Here is a 17,854-nt window from a genome sequence, read left to right as displayed (position 1 = left end):
GTTAGTCTGTTTTGGTTAAATTTCGATAGGGTTTGCCTTGTTTCCATAAAGCGAGATAGAGCGCCGCAAAAGCCAGGATGATAATCCCTATCCAATTTAATGATTGTAGAGGGTGTTGGGAGTAGGTTGCGATTTGATAAAAACCGACCGCGACACTGTAGCCTAAAAACATACTCCAACCGCCACTGTATAAAGCCCAGCGCCAGCCAAGCTCTTGTTTAATGGCACCAAAGGTGGCGACACAAGGAAAGTATAATAGAATCAATAACAGATAAGCGTAAGCACCGATTTGACCATCGAAGAACTTCACCATCTTATCTAAAGTCGATGGAGTAAACCCTTGCTCTTCAGCAATCTCTTTTTTATCGGCAACACCATTGATCGACTGTAAGCCGAGAGGGTCAGGTATGTCGTAAAAGATATTGGATACATTATCCGGGATGGTCGCCAAGGCTTCTTTCAAGGCACCGCTAAAATCATAACTATGGGCTTCAACCGTTTCTTGTTCGGCACTTTGATATAGGGCATCTAATGAGCCTACCACCACTTCTTTGGCTAATAAACCGGTAAACAATCCTACCGTCGCCGGCCAGTTTTCTTCAGTGATTCCTAACGGAGCCACAATCGGTGTCGCCGCTTTAGCCACGGTACTGAGTACGGACGTAGGTTGGTTCTCATGTCCAAAAGATCCATCGGTGCCCAAACTGTTAAAGAAGTTAAGCACCAATACGACTAAGACAATGACTTTACCTGCATCGAGAATAAAGCTTTTCAACTTATTGCGTGTGTTGAGTAATACATTGATTACCGCAGGTTTGTGGTAAATGGGAAGTTCCATCAACAGCGCGGGCGCTTCACCAGGTAATAAAGTTTTCTTAAGAATGATGGCGGTCAAAATAGCGGCTAAAATTCCTACCAGATACAAAGAGAATACAATCAGAGCTGCGTTGTCACTGAAGAAAGCGGTGGCGAACATGACATATACGGTGAGACGAGCGCTACATGACATGAAGGGCGTCATCATGATGGTCATGATGCGGTCACGTTGATCAGGTAAGGTTCGGCTGGCCAATACGGCAGGAATATTACAGCCAAAACCGACCACAAGTGGTATGAATGCCTGGCCGGATAAGCCTAAACGTCGCATCAAATTATCCATAATTAAGGCCGCTCTTTGCATATAGCCGGTCTCTTCCATAATGGAAAGCAGCAGGAACAGGGCTCCGATGACAGGAATAAAGGTTGCGACTACCTGCATACCGCCTCCAATGCCTTGCGCCAAAAAGGCAATCAGCCAAGCGGGAGCGTTCATGGTATCGAGTAGCGCGGCAGGACCATCGACAAATAATGCTTGGGCGCCTAAATCGAAAAAGTCCAAGAAGGCATTGCCCACGGTAATCGACAATGCGAATACCAGGTACATGATGGCCAGAAAAATCGGCATGCCTAAAACGGGATGGAGTGCCCAGCGATCGACGGTGTCGGTGGTGTTGCGAGTAAATTGGTCGGTATGTTCCTGGCTCGCATGGGTTGCATCATGTGCATATTGAAAATATAAGTCCGCGGCAATCAGAGCTAAATCTTCTTCATAATGCTTTTCGAGCTTTTGCTTTTCGGCTTCACAGAAACTCTGTAATTCCAAAGGAGCAAATTTCGGTTCAATCAACATCTGCAAGGTTTTCCAACAAGAATCCGAGTCAGAGTTTTGCTGTGCATCTCTTACCGCATGTACCGATTGATGCAATGCTTCAGGCAGATCGAAATGTAAATCCGAATTGTGATTTAACATTTGTGGCAACTGCTGCTTGAGTTGGTCGATGCCTTTGTTGTAATAAGCTGAAACCGGAATAACAGGGCAACCTAGTTGTTGTGAGAGTTTGTCCACATCAATTCTTAGATTACGTTCATTCAGCAGATCCATACGGTTTAAAACCACGACAACCGGCAAGCCCATATGCAGCAGTTGTGCGGTTAAAAATAGCTGACGTTCCAAGCTGGTGGCATCGACGATATTTAACACCAAGTCGGTGGGTTGGCACTGTAAATAGTTGGTTGTAACCTTTTCGTCCAATCCACAGTGAGCCGCATTTTCAAGGCTGTAGACACCTGGTAAATCAATCAGATGGTAAGATTTGTCATTAAGCTCGAAATATCCCGACTTTTGTTCAACGGTAACCCCCGGCCAGTTTCCAGTCGTTTGCTGTGAACCTGTAAGACGGTTGAACAGTGTCGTTTTTCCGCAGTTAGGATTACCAATCAAACCAATTTGGTAGGCATGTTTACCTTGCTGGGATTGTTTTTTGAATTTAATTTTTGGCTTAATAACGGTCATGCTAAAGGTTCTACCTGAATAAATTCGGCAATATGTTTATCAATCGCAAAGCGGCTACCATCGACACTGACAACCAGGTTTTGCCCACGGGTAAGAATCAGTTCGACAACACTATGGGTATGAAAGCCTAAATTGATTAAACGCATTTTCATCTCTAATTTGCCGTTGAGGGCGACAATCTGGCACACCTGACCGGTATGGCATTCTGAGAGAGGGGTTGAATGTGATGGTATTGACATATTTTCTTTAAATGATAATAGTTTTTATTTAGAAATAGAATAGCAAAAGCGCTTCTTAAATGCAAATAATTCTCAATAAACGCTTTGAATGGCTGGTTTAGGTGGTTAGAGCCTTTAAATCTGGGCTTGATATGGTTCAATGGTTTGGTTAAATTGAGTGGTTGAAGCAAACCTACCAGGCCTGGTAGGTTTTAAGCGAATGTTTTTGATTGGTTTATCAAGATTTTTTCTGTACTTTATATAACGCCACTTCTCCAAGTAGGTTTGGTGCAATACGCATACCTAATGAAGTGCGGTGTTCTGCGTTTACCACCGTTCTGGCGACAACTTCCAATCCTTTTTCCTCACATAAGTCTTCAAAATCATTGAAGGTGCACATATGAATGTTAGGTGTGTCATACCAGTGATATGGCAGGGTATCGGTTTCAGGCATCCGGCCATTGGTTAACAGTTGCAAGCGCATACGCCAGTGCCCAAAATTTGGGAAGGTGATAATGCACTGTTTACCAATCGCTAACATATCATCCAGCAACTCATCCGGGCGGCTGACTACCTGTAAGGCTTGGGTCATAATCACAAAATCGAATGAATCCTCATCAAAGTATTCACACAAATCATGATTGTTTAAGTCGCTTTGGATGACGTTGATGCCTTTTTGGATCGCCTGTACATTTTTTTGAGGATCCAACTCCATGCCATAACCGGTAATCGAGTAGGTGTCGATTAAGTGCTTAAGCAACTGGCCATCACCACAACCTAAATCCAAAACGCGGCTGTTAGGCGTTATCCAATCGGAAATCAGTTTGAATTCTGGAGAAATACGGTTCATTTTTTATCTCCATTTTGGTCATTTTCAGGCAGTTCATTAATCAATTTCTGCATATAGGCTCTAAACACCGCTTCGTAATGTTCATTTGGCAATAGGAATGCATCATGCCCATGCTCAGATTCGACTTCGGCATAACTCACATTGGCATCGTTATCCAGCAAGGCTTTAACAATCTCATGGGAGCGCTGCGGTGAAAAACGCCAGTCAGAGGTAAAAGAGACCACCAAGAAGTCAGCGGTCGCTTGAGCAAGTGCTTTGGTGAGGTCGTGGTCAAACTCGGCCGCAGGATCAAAATAATCCAGCGCTTTGGTCATCAGCAGGTAGGTGTTTGCATCAAAGTTTTGCTTGGTGGCAAATTTCTCACCCTGGTAGCGCAGATAGCTTTCAACCTGAAACTCAACTTCGTAGTTGTATTGCAGTTTGTCTTCACGCAATTCGCGGCCAAACTTTGAGCCCATCATATCATCCGATAAATAGGTTAAATGCCCGAGCATTCTCGCTAAGGACAAGCCCTGTTTTGGAATGGTGTCGTTTTCGATGTAACGACCACCATGAAATTCTGGATCGGTCATAATGGCACGACGTGCCACTTCATTAAAGGCGATATTTTGTGCCGATAACTTAGGTGCGGCGGCAATGACTAAAGCGTGGCGGAGTTTGTCTGGATAATCAATCGCCCACTGTAATACCTGCATGCCTCCCATAGAGCCACCTATCAGAGCCGCCCACTGTTCAATGCCCAAGTGTTTGCGCAGTTCATTTTGACTGTTGACCCAGTCACGGCAGGTCATCATCGGGAAGTCCGGACCGTAAACCTTTCCGGTTTCCGGGTTAATTGAGGTTGGGCCTGTGCTACCTCGGCAGCCCCCCAAATTGTTAGAGCAAACCACAAAGAATTTATCGGTATCAACCGGTTTTCCTGGGCCAATATAACCATCCCACCAGCCAGGCTTACCATTGGCGTCTTCGCCGGCAACATGGTGGTCACCACTTAATGCGTGGCACACCAATATCGCATTGGAAGCATCGGCATTGAGTTCACCATAAGTTTCATAGATCAAGTCGTAACGTGGCAGTTGCGCACCACTGCTCAAGGTAAGCGGGTTCTCTACTTGAAGTAGCTGTGGGGTAATAACACCTAAACTTTGACTCATTCCCATCAACCTATCATCTGCTGTGCAATTTGCGTGATTGAACCCACTACCACAATTTGAAAAAGCTTTATGGCTAAAATGGCAAAAATAGGCGATAAATCCATGCCGCTAATCGGTGGGATCAAGCGTCTAAAAGGGTCTAGAATCGGTTGGGTAAGCTGGTTGAAAATGATCGTATTAGGGTTGTAACCTGGCGAAACCCAACTCAATACCGCTTGAATGATAATCAACCAGAACATCATGTCGAGCAGTTGATTAACGATTTCTGTGGTGGATGCCAATACAATGAAAGGCACACCAAAACTACGACTGGTTAAGTAGCCTATTAAAATGACAAATATGGCTTGAATGATGACTGCCGTGCTTAAAGCAGACCAATCCCAACGTCCTTTGGCGGCGACCACCTTATTAAGCGGGGCACAAATAGGGTTGGTCACCTTGGCAATAAATTGTACGATTGGATTGTTCCAATCCGCATAGGTTGCACGCATTAAAAAACGTAACATTAAGGCAAAAATGACCAAACCCACTAAGGTTTGCATTAAAAATAAACCGCCCTGGCCAACAGGTGAAGTAAGTTCCATTAAGCTTTTCCTCCTAATTCATCGGCGAGTTCTTGGGCACGGGTTTGAGCCGCTTTCATCGCATTTTCAACGATTTGGTGTAACCCGGCATTTTCAAAGCTTTGAATGGCACGTTCGGTCGTACCGTTTGGAGAGGTTACGTTTTTACGCAAGGTCGCACAATCTTGATGGCTCTCTAACGCCATTTTTGCCGCACCTAAAGCCGTTTGCAGGGTCAATAAGTGTGCGGTTTTTTCATCTAAACCCAGTGTCTGCGCGGTTTGTTCCATCGCTTCCATAAACATAAAGTAATACGCAGGCCCACTACCGGAAAGGGCGGTTACCGCATCGAGTTTTGCTTCTTCATCCACCCATACGGTAATGCCTGCCGCGCGTAAAATATGTTCCGCTTGGCTCTGTTGCTCATTGGACACAAAGGTATTGGCAAACAGACCGGTTGCGCCGGTTTGGATGAGAGCAGGGGTGTTGGGCATGGTTCTCACTATCGCGGTGTTACTGCCCAGCCAACGATTGATATCATCTGAGCGAATACCGGCGGCTACCGAAATAATCAGCGGCTTTTTAGCTTGTACTGCGTCAGCAATGCTGTGACAGACCGATTCAAGCACTTGAGGTTTAACTGCCAGTACCACAATATCGGATCTTTGAATCGCTTCAGCGTTATCCGCTAAGCAATGGATGCCAAAATTTTGGGTGACTGAATTGCGTTGAGCTTCTGTAGGATCGGTAGCGATGATGTTTTGTTTGTTATAACCACTGGCAATCAATCCACCAATAAGACTTTGCGCCATATTTCCTGCGCCAATAAAACAGATAGTTGCGTTCATAATCGTTCAGTATTTTCCATTGAAAAGTAGACAAATGGTCTGTAAAAAGTTAGCAAGTATTATACGCTATCTTGAGGACAAAATTATAGAAGGGATGGTAATAGATTTACTTTGTTTTTTGGCGATTTAAGCGAAGTTTGAAAACGTAAAAAACAGCTTAAAAAGCAATAGAGATGTTTTGGACTGTGAATGTTTGAGATAAGTTAAAAATACCTACCAGGCCTGGTAGGTATCCAAATCACATTGATTAATTTATATTGTTTATCGTTTGACTAGCCAGCGTTTCGGTGATGGGAGGTGTTTTTTCATACATCTCTTTAAAACGTCCTACGTAGCTATCACCAGTTATACCTCCATGTGCGACATCATCGGCATGCATGCCCAATACAAAGCTCGGTTTAATGGTTTGATAATACAGCTCAACCGTGACATTAAATGGAGCAGTACCCGCTGAAACGTCAATATTGTATGTGACGGTGTCCGTTGCATCAGAACCCGCAGCTTCTTTACCCGGTGCAAAATCGGTATCGGTTGAGGCCAAGCCGACAATACCGTCATCCATTATGCTGCTGTCGGCTGGGTTAGTGTGTTGTCCATCTAATGTCCAACCCTTTGGTGGAATGCGATTATCTTTAAGGTATTGACGAGCATGCAATAACACATGAGTAATATCCTGGTTGACGTCGCCCAATACACCCTCATAAATAGCCACCTGGTCGGCACTGTTAATGGTGTCGTGATGCGGTTCATAGCAACCCTCGGCAATGGAATCAAAACTAGCCGCATCAGGCTGTTTAAGCATCTCTAAACACTTACTTTGGGTAAATCCCGTAGTAGAATTATCTTTGGCAATTCGACCATTACTATCCACTGCTCCCGATTCAAATACCGTTGTACCATTGTTGTCGGTGATCTTTAAATGTACCCACATACGGCGAGATGGGTAACTGGTTGGCAGTTTATGGCCGGTATTATTGGTGATTTTTACCGGTACAGTTAGAGTCGTTCCGACAAGAGATGGCATGGCAACTACATCAGCGGCAGTACTTAAAAACGCTTTGGTTGCATCCACTTTATCTTGAAATCCTTGAGCGGTATGTCCAGAGTCTGTGCCTAAACCGAGTTCTGTCATATAGGTTTTAAGCAGGGTCAATAAGTAGCTATTTCCCCCTACAAATTCATGTACTCCAAAAAAGCTATCTAAATTATCTTTACCTCCAAAATCTGGACGTTCAACAAGTGTTGCATTACCAGGGCTTTTTGTACTAATAACGGTTTTATAGCCTGCTTCTGGTTCCGCCATATGGCAAGCCTGGCAGGTTTTATTGCCTTTTGTGGGGTCAGAAAAATCGCTGTTTAACCATTCCCAATAAGGTGTTTGTTCGGGGAATTGAGCGATAGAATTAGAATCATTAGGGTCAATCAAAATGGGATTGCCGTCCAAGTCTAAAGATGGAGTGTAAAGGTTATGGCAAGAAGCGCATAACGCAGATTCGGCAATATGAGCCGCATATTGAGGTGTATAGCCTGTTTGGTTAATCATGTTATTGCCAGTTGGCAGTTGAAATGGTCCAAAGATGGTTTTATTTCCCGTATCTGACGTTGATTTTATTTGGTAGTGCCCGCTCATACTGGCAATGGTGCCAAGATTATCTGGTTGAACCTGATGGCAGGAGGTACAAGCGACCCCCTCACGAGCGGCATTGTCTTCAATCGCAGTGGCAAATGGGTAACCACCATCGGCTAGTAAAGTGGTGGGGTCATCTACCAAGTCGGTATTAGTTTGGTGAGCATGAGTATAAGCCATAGGGGCATGGCAACGCATACAGGTATCTTCAATAAAGACTTTTTTGTCTGGAAAAACGTGCCCCTCTTCTTCAACCACGGCATTGAAGTAAGGGTCATTTAAGGCATTGGCCATAGTGGAATGCTTCCATTTAGTAAATGGACTCACGTCATCACCATTGTAGTCCATTACCAAGCCATTTCCTGCATGGCAAGCAGCGCAGGTTGCCGATGCGGTAAATACACCCTCGCTACCCCAGTTTTCTATGGCGGCGGTATTACTAAACATAGCACTGTCTGGTGAATTATCTAATAGAACAACAACCCCGGTATCATCGGAAATGGTAGCATTGGTTGGATTGCTTAAGGTGAGATGAAATAGTTTGGTCGTATCGGTATTTCGGCTAGCTTGCAACTGAATCGTTACTGTTTTAGAGATGTCGCCTGCGGAGAAATCTAAAACGCCACTCGTAGCGGTATAGTCTGTTCCTGCAACAGCAGTACCATCAACTGTGGTGTAGTTTACGCTAATAGCCTCTTCGGAAGCAGCGGATAAGCTAACCGTTACCACAACCGAGGTTGCAGTATAAACGGCTGAAGTATCTTGCACCGATAAACTTTGCAACGTTGGAGCAGGGTCTATTGTTGTTGTATCGCTTCCGCCACCTCCACCACAACCGGCTAAAGACAAGGCTAAGAAAATAGGTACACTTAATAAACTTAGGTTGTTTAGCAATTTCATTTTCATGCTCTCCATTAATCTACTCACGCTGATTCTTTCTATTAAAACGTTTTGCTTGAAAGAGGTCAAAGTTTGTTTATAAAGTCGTTAATTAAATTGATTGAGGTTAATTTCAGCTGGTCGGTTCTAATTTTAACCAGGCCTGGTGATTCGTTAATGGGCGGTTAAACATATCCGTTTTTATGAAAAAATTAAGTTTTAATTAATCGGCCGATATACTTGGGTATAAGAATAAAAAACACTCAAGGGAACTTACAATCAGAAAAGGCTTTTCCTATGTCAAATACAATTGTTGATAACCCTCTCTTAAATCGCCTGTTTGATGGCCAAGATCCAAAGAAAAACAGTGCTGTGAACTTAAACGTCGCTGATCTGGCAAAACAGACCTCAAATACAGCAAAAAGTTCAGCCAATCAGGGCGATGTCACTTATGCACCTAGCTCAAAAGCGGCAAGCTCAATATCAAACATGCAGCAGGTTGAAAGGGCTTATCAATATAGCGAAACCATGAGTTTGCAACTAACGACAAAGGAAGGGGATTTGGTCACGGTCGATTTCCGTCAGCTTTATGCTCAATACCAATCTTATAAAGAGATGGCTTCTGAACAACAAAGGCCGCAAGGTGTACGTTATTTTGAAAGTAAACAAGCTATGGAAATGACCGCCTTTGAGGAACAGTTTGCCTTTAGTGTAGAGGGTGATTTGAACGAAGATGAATTAAAAGCGGTGTTTGATGTATTTGAGCAGGTAGATTCGTTATCAAACCAGTTTTTTGATGGCAATATCGAACAGGCTTTGCAGCAGGCGATGGAGTTAAAGATCGATTTTGGTCAATTGAGTAGCTTTAAACTTAATTTAACACAGACAGAATCTACTGCGGTCCGTTATCAAAAGGCCGCATTGGCAGAATACAACCAGGTACAACAGCAAACTGAACAGCCCGCTACCGGTGAGGAGGTTACCCAGAAATATGGCGTTGATATGAGTGATCTACCTGCGTATTTGCAAAATTGGCAAGAGGCGATTAACCGTTTAAGTGAGCAGTTTGAAAATGCTCAAAATTTCTTGAATGAATTGATGGCAGATGTTAACGCTCAGCGTATTCCTGAACAAGACAGCCGACAAGGCTGGTTGGAGCGAGTAACTGCATTTCATGAGCAGTTAGCGCAGATGGCGCAAAGTAAATCCAAAGATTCTGCTGATAAAACTGAGCCTGAAAATGCCGAAAGTCTTCATGAGGGTTTGACTAAACAAACCGAGGTGATTACATAAAGCTTGAGTGCAAAATGAAAGCCTGTAAAAAAGCTAAAGATAACACTTAAGAATTCGGTAAATAGGTCGTTACATAAAATATAGAGGTGATTGGCAGTTAAAGAGATTTAAATGGATAAATCACCCTTGCAAGCCCAATAGTAAAAGCTGGATTGTTCATGTTGTTGGGTTTGTGCAAAAAGGAGATAAAGCCAAAATCGAGTTAATTGATTTTGGCTTTTTTATGCCTTGATTTTGTATGATTTTCTCAAATCAAGATTCTTTATTGCTGTAATCTCTTGCGCCAAATATATCTGTTCCGATGCGCACAATGGTCGCGCCTTCATAAATGGCCGCTTCTAAATCCCCCGACATTCCCATAGACAAGGTATCGATGGAATGATTGGGTAACGTTTCCTGTAATTTCTGCAATAGTTGGCGCATGGCCGCAAAAGGTTTCTTTTGCTCTTCAAAGGTTTTAGCCGGTTGTGGAATGGCCATTAAGCCTCTTAACTGCAAATTAGGCAGTTCGGATATTTGTGGTGCAATTTCTAGGATTTCATGCGGCGTAAAGCCCGCCTTAGAGGGTTCTTGGCTGATGTTTACTTCTAGTAAAACTTGCAGTGGTGGCAAGTTTTCAGGGCGTTGAGCACTTAAGCGTTGAGCGATTTTTAAACGATCTATACTGTGCACCCACTGGAAGTTTTCAGCGATGGGTTTGGTTTTATTGGACTGAATCGGTCCAATAAAATGCCACTCTGCATTCGGTAAAAGAGCAATTTTCTCTAAAGCTTCTTGCAGGTAGTTTTCCCCAAAAGCGGATTGACCATGTTGCGCCAATTCCTGAATGTCTTCGATAGGTTTGGTTTTGCTGACGGCCAGTAATCGCACAGATTCAGGAGGGCGTTCGGCATTTAGACAGGCCTGGTTGATTCTGTTTTTTACATTTTCATAACGAGTGATGATTGAATCAGGCATGGGGACTCCAGCAACATTTAATTGAAATTAGTTTATGTTTTGTTTTGTTTATCTTATGTTTTGCCTATTCTAATGGATTAAGTGAACCATCGTTGTCCAAAACAAGCAAATGGGTGCGGTTGAAAATCCGATTTGCGATATGGAAATGGCTTTATAGGAGTAAATTGTTTTGAATCAATTTTAGAAAACGATAAATCTTATCGTGGCCTGAAAACCGATTGAAATCGGCGTATAGTTAAAGTATTGACGATAAACAATTAAACGAAATTCTTTAAGTAGGAGGTTAGAGTGAAGAAAGTCAAATCCAGTGAGAGTAATTACCCTTATACAGACAAGATTAGCCGCGCAGAATATGAAAAAACTAAGCGTTCTTTGCAGATTGAGCTTTTGAAATTGCAAAAGTGGGTTAAAGAAAACGATGAACGAATCGTGCTGGTTTTCGAAGGGCGTGATGCCGCCGGCAAGGGGGGGACCATCAAACGAATGATGGAGCATCTTAACCCTCGTGGAGCACGAGTGGTTGCATTGGATAAACCTAGTGAAATTGAAAAAGGCCAGTGGTATTTTCAGCGTTATATCGAAAACATGCCGACGGCAGGTGAAATCGTGTTGTTTGACCGTTCTTGGTACAACCGTGCCGGTGTTGAGCGAGTCATGGGGTTTTGTAAGCCACAGGAATATACCTTGTTTATGCACCAAGCCCCAGAGTTTGAGCGTATGATTCAAGCCGATGGTGTTCGTATTATGAAGTTCTGGTTCTCAGTTGGCCGTAAAGAGCAGTTAAGACGTTTCAATGCTCGAAAAACAGACCCTCTAAAACAGTGGAAGTTAAGCCCCATGGATTTGGCATCACTTGACCGATGGGATGATTACACGCGTGCCAAGGAAGATATGTTCTTCTACACCAATACCAACCATGCACCGTGGACGGTTGTGAAATCAAACGATAAAAAACGTGCGCGTTTAGAGGCGATGCGTCATGTATTGAGCCAGATTCCATACGAAGGTAAGGATGAAGAGGTGGTTGGACAACCCGATCCTTTGATTGTGAGTTCGGGTGAAGATATTTTCCAATACGATTGATAGACAAACTGAACGGGGGAGTAAGCGATGAAAATTGATAAGCATGCGTATAAAGTAGTTGATGGCTTTAAAAAAAGCCTGACTAAAGAGCAAAAGAAAGCCCTTACATCTGAAAACTTTGAAGAGTTACAAATTCTGATTGAAGCGGCAATCGGTTCTACGGCAGAATTGGCGTTGCACACGGTAGCGAAAGATATTGAAAAACTAGCTAAAAAAACGCGCAAAAAAGCTAAGTTTATCGATGAGCTTGAGGAGTGATGTTTGTATTAAATGCAGAGATTCAGATGTTTAGAGTAGAAAATTTAAACCGCTATGTTTTTAGATTGAAAATGCCTACAAGTTCAACCCAATCAAACGATTGGCTTGCTTGCAGGCATTTTTTTTGTACCGAATTTTCTGAAAAAACCACCACCTGCCAGTTCTCAATTTCACCACTGGCCTGCATTTGGTAGTGCTTGGCTTGTAACCATTCAGTGAACATCTCATCAATGCTACCCTCAAAACAACCGGGTAAGCCTTGCTGTGAAGCTAGCCGGTTTTGAATGTGCCAATCTTCCAATAGTGTTGAGGCGCCAATCGCCTCGGCAGGCATCTCGTTCATTAAATAGCGTGCCGGTTTTACCATAAATGGAAAAGCGGTTTCGCTCGCGAGAATGACATTGGTGACAGTGTTAGCGGTTTGTAAACTACGGTGTTTGGCTAAAGCAAAGGCGTTGGCCATATAAAGGCCATCACCCAAAATCAAAACAGGCGAGGCAGGTGGTTCCAGATGAGGCATAACGTCATCTGCATCACTGTAAAGTTCTAGGCTATGTTCAATCACGGCTTGCGGTAAAGCTTGCTGGGTTAAGAACTGGTAGCTGTTTGAGGTATTGTCTTGGCCATATTGAAACAGAGTCAAAGGTATCTGAGGAGCGGCATCGAAGTGGAAAAATGTTCCCAAGCAGGCAGCAAAAGGAATCTCATCATTTAACATGAGGGTGACCAACCAAAAGCCATTGAGTTGTTCAGCTTGATTGGCAGGTTTTTTAAGTGAATAAGATTCCATAAATTGAGGTGTTTTAAGTTGGGATCAATCAGTTGCTGTCGCGGCGGTAAACAGGTCGTCCCTGGAAGAAGGTCTCTTCCACTTGGCCAACAAACTCCCAACCGGCAAACGGTGTGTTTTTACCTTTACTTAACATCTGTTTGGTTTCTAAAGTCCAAATCGCTTCAGGGTCAACGATACAGAAATCGGCTGAACTGTTTTCCACGAGTGAGCCTGTCTGGCAACCAATGATTTGGGCCGGCATCTGGGTCACACTGCGTACCGCGGTCATTAAATCCAAATCGCCGTTTTGCACCAGTTTCAAAAGCAATGCCAACAGGGTTTCTAATCCACTGATTCCTGGCGCACTTTCACCAAAGGGCAGTAATTTAGTATCTCGCTCTAACGGGGTATGGTCACTGACAATCACATCGATCACGCCGTTTCTAACCCCCTGAATCAATGCTTGTTTATCATTCATGCTACGAAGTGGTGGCGAAACATTGAACAGGCTGTTAAAGCTTAATAAATCCATTTCTGAAAGATGCAATTGGTGAATGGCAACGTCGCAAGTCACCGGTAATCCACGTTTTTTGGCATCCGCTATCAGCTCAACCGATCGCGCGCAAGAGAGTTGAGAAAAGTGGGCTTTTACTCCCGATTCTTCAACCAAAACCAAATCTCGCGCTAAAGCGGCCGTTTCGGCCGCTGGTGGGTTTTCTGGCAAACCTAAACGCGAACTCACCGGACCGCTATGTGCAATACCGCCGTTGCGTAATTGTTTATCTTCACAGCGTAAAAAAATCGGAATGTCCAACGTAGAGTTGTACTCCAAGGCGTTTTTAAGTGTGAGTGAGTTTTGTATCGGTTTGTCCGCTTGGCTTAGGGCAATACAGCCGGCTTCTTTAAGTGAGAAAGAGTTGCTTAAACGTTCGCCATCTAAACCTTGGGTAATGGCACCGATCGGCATGACAAAAGCGGTAGCCGCTTGGCGTGCGCGGCGTTGTAATAGTTCCGTCACCGCTTGCGAATCGTTTACCGGAGAGGTGTCTGGAGGACAACAAATACTGGTGATGCCACCCGATACCGCCGCTTTGGTTTCTGAAGCGATGCTGCCGGCATATTGGCTACCCGGCTCTCCTAATCGTGCTTGTAAATCCACCAGGCCTGGTAGGATCCATTTGCCGGTTGCATCGATTTCCTGATCAGCGGTAAACCCGTCTGGGGCTTCATCAGCCACCGCAACAATCCGGCCACGTGAGAGATATACATTGGTGGTTTTATCTAGGTTTTGACTAGGATCGATGACACGACCGTTTTTAATGATACGTCTCACAGTGTGTCCCCCGTTTGCACGTTGTATTCAATTAAATCCAGGCTGGCTTGTTGTTCTTGTTCCAATTTATGTTGGGCAAGTTGGGCTGCGTTGCTCATGATAATCGACATGACGGCCATACGAACCGCAATACCGTAGGTTACCTGTTCTAAAATGACGGATTGTGGACCATCGGCTACCGCAGAGTCTATTTCTACACCACGGTTGATTGGCCCTGGATGCATGACAATCGCATCGGGTTTAGCCAAGGCTAAACGCTCTTCAGTTAAGCCATACAGTTTGAAGAACTCCTTTTCACTTGGAATCAGCGCGCTGGTCATACGTTCATTTTGTAGGCGAACCATAATCACCACATCAACGTCTTTCAAACCCTCTTCCATATTGTGGTAGACATGTACCCCCATCGCTTCCGGTGATTCAGGCATTAAGGTTTTTGGGCCTATAACACGAATTTCGCGGGCTTCTAGGATGCTCAACGCTTGAATTTGTGAACGTACCACACGTGAGTGCAGAACATCGCCCACAATCGCCACGGTTAAATCAAAGATGTCCCCTTTATGTTTACGGATGGTAAACATGTCCAACATGGCTTGGGTCGGGTGGGCGTGTTGTCCGTCACCGGCATTCATGACGTGAACGTGAGGTGCGACATGCTGGGAGAAGAAGTGTGCGGCACCGCTTTCTGAGTGACGGATCACAAACATGTCCGCTTGCATGGCTTGCAAGTTCCATAATGTATCCAGCAATGATTCGCCTTTTTTGGTGGCAGAGGTTTGAATATCTAAACTTTCAACATCGGCGGAGAGACGTTTTTCGGCAATCTCAAAGGTGGTACGAGTGCGGGTGCTGGGTTCAAAAAACAGATTCATAATGCTTTTGCCGCGCAGAATCGGAACCTTTTTAATCTCATTGGTCACCGGATTGATAAAGGATTCGGCAGTATCAAGAATCTCGGTTAAATGATGGGCTTTTAACCCTTCTAGGGTTAAAAAGTGTTTCAATTTCCCCAATTCATTCAACTGAATATTAGGGCCAGCTAGCTTCGCACTCATGCTGTCTCCTCACTTTGCTCTAAGATAGTGACTTTTAAAGGTTCCGGACCGGTTAGCTTGATGGTTTGGCTACATTCTAAACTTTCACCCACAATATCCGCTTGAAAAGGCAGTTCACGACACCCTTTGCGGTCCAATAGCGCCACCAAGGTCACGCTCGCAGGACGGCCATAATCGAAAATTTCATTCAATGCCGCACGTGTCGTACGTCCGGTGTATAAAACGTCATCCACCAAAATAATATGCTGGTTATCGATGTCCCAAGGGATATGAGAGGGTTTGACCGTTGGGTTTAAACCGATTTTAGAGAAATCGTCACGATAGAATGCAATATCGATTACGCCTAACTCATCACTTAAATCAAGTTGTTGGTGAATTTTTTGCGCAACCCATTCGCCGCCGGTGCGAATGCCAATCATTTTGGGTGATTGGTTGAACATGGGTTTCTGCTTAAGTTGTTCACAGATTTTGGTAATGAGTTGTGGAACATCAATATCGAGTTCAGTCATTCGAAAGTCTCATCTAGTTTTAAGTTCAAAAAATAGTCAAAATGGCTTGGATTTTACTAAGCCTGTTGCAGCCAGTTCTCTAATAAAATTTGGGCAGCATGGTCATCGATATGCTTTTGTTTTAAACCACGGTTTTCCGCTTCAATCGAGCTAAGTTGCTCTTCAATGAAAAATACAGGGCGGTTATAACGTCCGCTCAAACGCTGCCCAAATTTCCGGGCTGGCTGGGTTAGGGCCTGTTCTGTGCCATCGAGCCGCATCGGTAAGCCAACCACAATCGCGACAGGCTGCCATTGTTCAAACAGCTTGCTTATATGGTCCCAATCGGGTTTGCCATCTTGACTGTTCACAATGGCTTGTGGCGAAGCCGTTTGGGTAACCGTTTGCCCAATGGCGACACCGATTCTACGCAGCCCGAAATCGAAACCGATAACGACACCATCCAGTTTTGTGTTGGACTTAGCTGTTTTCGAACTAGGCATGGCCAGCCTCACTGCTCAAAAATTCAGGTGAAATCCCCAGTGTACCTAAAGCGACTTGCCAGCGGTTTTCAAGCGGCGTTTCAAAAAGTAGACTTTCGTTATAGGGTATGGTCAACCAGCTGTTTTCCTGGATTTCCTGTGCCAGTTGTCCTGGTTCCCATCCCGCAAAACCTAAGCAAACCAAAAATTTACTGGGTGCAAGGCCTTCACTTAAGGCCTGCAGGAAATCTTCTGAAACCGTCATGCTCAGATTGTCCGGCAGAGGCATGGTGCTTTTCCAGTTACCGGTCGATTCGTGGAGGATAAAACCTCGTTCTAAGTCTACTGGCCCACCAATCAGTACGGTTTGTTTTAAATAATCTACGTTCTGAGGTGTGGCTAGATTAAAGTGGTCTAGTAAATCCTGGATATCGATTTTATTCGCTAAATTAATGACTAGACCCATCGTGCCATGCTCATTGTCTTCAACAATGTAAATAACGGTTTTTTCAAACCAGCTATTTTCTAAAGCGGGCATGGCGATAAGGAAGTGGTGTTCGAGAGATTTCAATTGATTCATAGCGTAAATTATAGCAGTTTAACGCGTTTTGCCATCTCTTTTGTTTGCAGGATTTTTCCTTGATTATCGACACAAAAGGCTTGTGTGATTCCCATCGATTTTGCCACCTCCAACCAATGCTCCGGTCCTGCAACTAAAATCGCTGTAGCGGCAGAATCTGCAGTGGTTGCATCCGCATGGATGACCGTCACCGAAGAGAACGTATTTGCAGGGTAGCCGGTGTTTGGGTCGAGGATATGTGAATAGCGTTTACCTTGCCATTCAAAATAGCGTTGGTAGTTGCCAGAGGTGACAATGCTTTCGCCGCCGCTTAAAGCGATTTGGGCAATCGCTTGGTTTGGATTTTGCGGGTTTTGAATGCCGATTGACCAGGCCTGGTGATCTTTTGAACCCATCGCTTTCATGTCGCCACCAATGCTCACCAACGCATTTTTGATGCCGTCATCCTGTAGGGTTTGTAACGCGATATCTATCGCTAAACCTTTAGCGTTGCCACCAAAGTCCAGTTGCACATATCGGTTTGAACTGATTAGCTGATTACCTTGAATCGACAGGTTCGCAATGGATGGTTTGTGGCTGAGCCAGGCTCGTATCGCCTCATCACTCGGCGGCGGCCCTTGCCACTTTTCAGAATGAAAGCCCCAAAGTTCCACTAGGCTGCCGATGCCGGGATCGAACAATCCCATGCTCTGTTGGCTTAACCGTTGTGACTTAACAATAAAATCGGCAACCGATTGCGGAATGGTAATGGCTTGTTGATTGGCAATGGCTTGGTTGATTTTACTGACAATACCGCCTTTTTCCCACGCATGCCATTCGTGATGCATAATCTGGAAGGTTTGTTCCACTTGTTCGATTGCCGCTTCGGCTGTTTTGCGGTCGGCATTGTAAATGGTGATGTCCACGGTAGTGCCAAATACGATGAGACTGGCTTTAGTGGGGGGTGAGTGTGGTGCTCCACAGCCGTTTATCATCAGGATAAACAAAAACAGAAAGAATTTATAAAGCCAGGAAAAGCCCGTGTGAACACTGCGGATGGAGTGAAAGAAATGGGATTGCATTGCTTGGATTGCCCTTTATTTTGC

Annotated in this window: 18 protein-coding genes; 3 read left to right on the top strand and 15 right to left on the bottom strand. The window is 44.4% G+C overall.

Annotated features, from left to right (window positions below; translation table 11 throughout):
• Position 1 precedes the first annotated feature (1 nt).
• The 7 genes from feoB to L6421_RS09690 all read right to left on the bottom strand — a co-directional run bounded on the left by feoB (position 2) and on the right by L6421_RS09690 (position 8,519).
• Complete coding sequence (gene feoB / locus L6421_RS09720) at positions 2 to 2,332, bottom strand: Fe(2+) transporter permease subunit FeoB (RefSeq protein WP_237261599.1); 2,331 nt, start codon at positions 2,330 to 2,332, stop codon at positions 2 to 4.
• On the bottom strand, positions 2,329 to 2,571 hold the full coding sequence (locus L6421_RS09715; protein WP_237261598.1) for a FeoA family protein: 243 nt from the start codon (positions 2,569 to 2,571) through the stop codon (positions 2,329 to 2,331). The genes feoB and L6421_RS09715 overlap by 4 nt, the downstream gene beginning before the upstream one ends.
• Before the next feature lie 217 nt (positions 2,572 to 2,788).
• The gene (gene metW / locus L6421_RS09710) at positions 2,789 to 3,400 is read right to left on the bottom strand and encodes a methionine biosynthesis protein MetW (protein ID WP_446033471.1); all 612 of its coding nucleotides are present in this window, start codon (positions 3,398 to 3,400) and stop codon (positions 2,789 to 2,791) included.
• The gene (metX, locus tag L6421_RS09705; protein WP_237261597.1) at positions 3,397 to 4,554 is read right to left on the bottom strand and encodes a homoserine O-succinyltransferase MetX; all 1,158 of its coding nucleotides are present in this window, start codon (positions 4,552 to 4,554) and stop codon (positions 3,397 to 3,399) included. Before metX ends, metW begins: the two co-directional genes overlap by 4 nt.
• Positions 4,555 to 4,559: 5 nt before the next feature.
• Positions 4,560 to 5,138, bottom strand: coding sequence for a YggT family protein (locus tag L6421_RS09700; RefSeq protein ID WP_237261596.1), 579 nt, complete (start codon positions 5,136 to 5,138; stop codon positions 4,560 to 4,562).
• Complete coding sequence (gene proC, locus L6421_RS09695) at positions 5,138 to 5,965, bottom strand: pyrroline-5-carboxylate reductase (protein ID WP_237261595.1); 828 nt, start codon at positions 5,963 to 5,965, stop codon at positions 5,138 to 5,140. Before proC ends, L6421_RS09700 begins: the two co-directional genes overlap by 1 nt.
• Before the next feature lie 247 nt (positions 5,966 to 6,212).
• Positions 6,213 to 8,519: a Calx-beta domain-containing protein gene (locus L6421_RS09690; RefSeq protein WP_237261594.1), complete on the bottom strand. Its 2,307-nt coding sequence runs from the start codon at positions 8,517 to 8,519 to the stop codon at positions 6,213 to 6,215.
• A gap of 249 nt (positions 8,520 to 8,768) precedes the next feature.
• On the opposite strand from L6421_RS09690, the gene L6421_RS09685 reads away from it, so the two are divergent.
• Complete coding sequence (locus tag L6421_RS09685; protein WP_237261593.1) at positions 8,769 to 9,764, top strand: hypothetical protein; 996 nt, start codon at positions 8,769 to 8,771, stop codon at positions 9,762 to 9,764.
• 252 nt (positions 9,765 to 10,016) lie between these two features.
• On the opposite strand, the gene L6421_RS09680 is transcribed toward L6421_RS09685, so the two are convergent.
• Positions 10,017 to 10,721, bottom strand: a complete 705-nt coding sequence (locus tag L6421_RS09680; protein ID WP_237261592.1) for a YggS family pyridoxal phosphate-dependent enzyme — start codon at positions 10,719 to 10,721, stop codon at positions 10,017 to 10,019.
• Positions 10,722 to 11,009: 288 nt separating this feature from the next.
• Here L6421_RS09680 and ppk2 point away from each other — a divergent pair, with 288 nt between their 5' ends.
• Positions 11,010 to 11,804: a polyphosphate kinase 2 gene (ppk2, locus tag L6421_RS09675; RefSeq protein WP_237261591.1), complete on the top strand. Its 795-nt coding sequence runs from the start codon at positions 11,010 to 11,012 to the stop codon at positions 11,802 to 11,804.
• 27 nt (positions 11,805 to 11,831) lie between these two features.
• Positions 11,832 to 12,062 carry a hypothetical protein gene (locus L6421_RS09670; protein ID WP_237261590.1) on the top strand — a complete coding sequence of 77 codons (231 nt, stop codon included), beginning with the start codon at positions 11,832 to 11,834 and terminating at the stop codon, positions 12,060 to 12,062.
• Positions 12,063 to 12,114: 52 nt separating this feature from the next.
• On the opposite strand, the gene L6421_RS09665 is transcribed toward L6421_RS09670, so the two are convergent.
• The 7 genes from L6421_RS09665 to L6421_RS09635 are packed head-to-tail and all read right to left on the bottom strand — an operon-like array spanning position 12,115 to position 17,674.
• Complete coding sequence (locus L6421_RS09665; RefSeq protein WP_237261589.1) at positions 12,115 to 12,852, bottom strand: hypothetical protein; 738 nt, start codon at positions 12,850 to 12,852, stop codon at positions 12,115 to 12,117.
• A 28-nt stretch (positions 12,853 to 12,880) separates the two neighbouring features.
• Entirely contained in the window at positions 12,881 to 14,167 is a 1,287-nt protein-coding gene (locus L6421_RS09660; RefSeq protein WP_237261588.1) for a dihydroorotase, read from the bottom strand.
• Positions 14,164 to 15,219, bottom strand: a complete 1,056-nt coding sequence (locus L6421_RS09655; RefSeq protein ID WP_237261587.1) for an aspartate carbamoyltransferase catalytic subunit — start codon at positions 15,217 to 15,219, stop codon at positions 14,164 to 14,166. Before L6421_RS09655 ends, L6421_RS09660 begins: the two co-directional genes overlap by 4 nt.
• Positions 15,216 to 15,728, bottom strand: a complete 513-nt coding sequence (gene pyrR, locus L6421_RS09650; protein WP_237261586.1) for a bifunctional pyr operon transcriptional regulator/uracil phosphoribosyltransferase PyrR — start codon at positions 15,726 to 15,728, stop codon at positions 15,216 to 15,218. The genes L6421_RS09655 and pyrR overlap by 4 nt, the downstream gene beginning before the upstream one ends.
• A 56-nt stretch (positions 15,729 to 15,784) precedes the next feature.
• On the bottom strand, positions 15,785 to 16,210 hold the full coding sequence (ruvX, locus tag L6421_RS09645; RefSeq protein WP_237261585.1) for a Holliday junction resolvase RuvX: 426 nt from the start codon (positions 16,208 to 16,210) through the stop codon (positions 15,785 to 15,787).
• Positions 16,203 to 16,769 carry a YqgE/AlgH family protein gene (locus L6421_RS09640; protein WP_237261584.1) on the bottom strand — a complete coding sequence of 189 codons (567 nt, stop codon included), beginning with the start codon at positions 16,767 to 16,769 and terminating at the stop codon, positions 16,203 to 16,205. The genes ruvX and L6421_RS09640 overlap by 8 nt, the downstream gene beginning before the upstream one ends.
• A gap of 8 nt (positions 16,770 to 16,777) precedes the next feature.
• Positions 16,778 to 17,674, bottom strand: a complete 897-nt coding sequence (locus tag L6421_RS09635) for an FAD:protein FMN transferase (RefSeq protein WP_237261583.1) — start codon at positions 17,672 to 17,674, stop codon at positions 16,778 to 16,780.
• Positions 17,675 to 17,854: the final 180 nt, after the last annotated feature.

The sequence above is a fragment of the Thiomicrorhabdus immobilis genome, from assembly GCF_021654855.1.
Taxonomy (GTDB): Bacteria; Pseudomonadota; Gammaproteobacteria; order Thiomicrospirales; family Thiomicrospiraceae; genus Thiomicrorhabdus; species Thiomicrorhabdus immobilis.
Note: the sequence above shows the minus strand (reverse complement) of the source record. Positions and strands in the feature narration are given on the sequence as shown.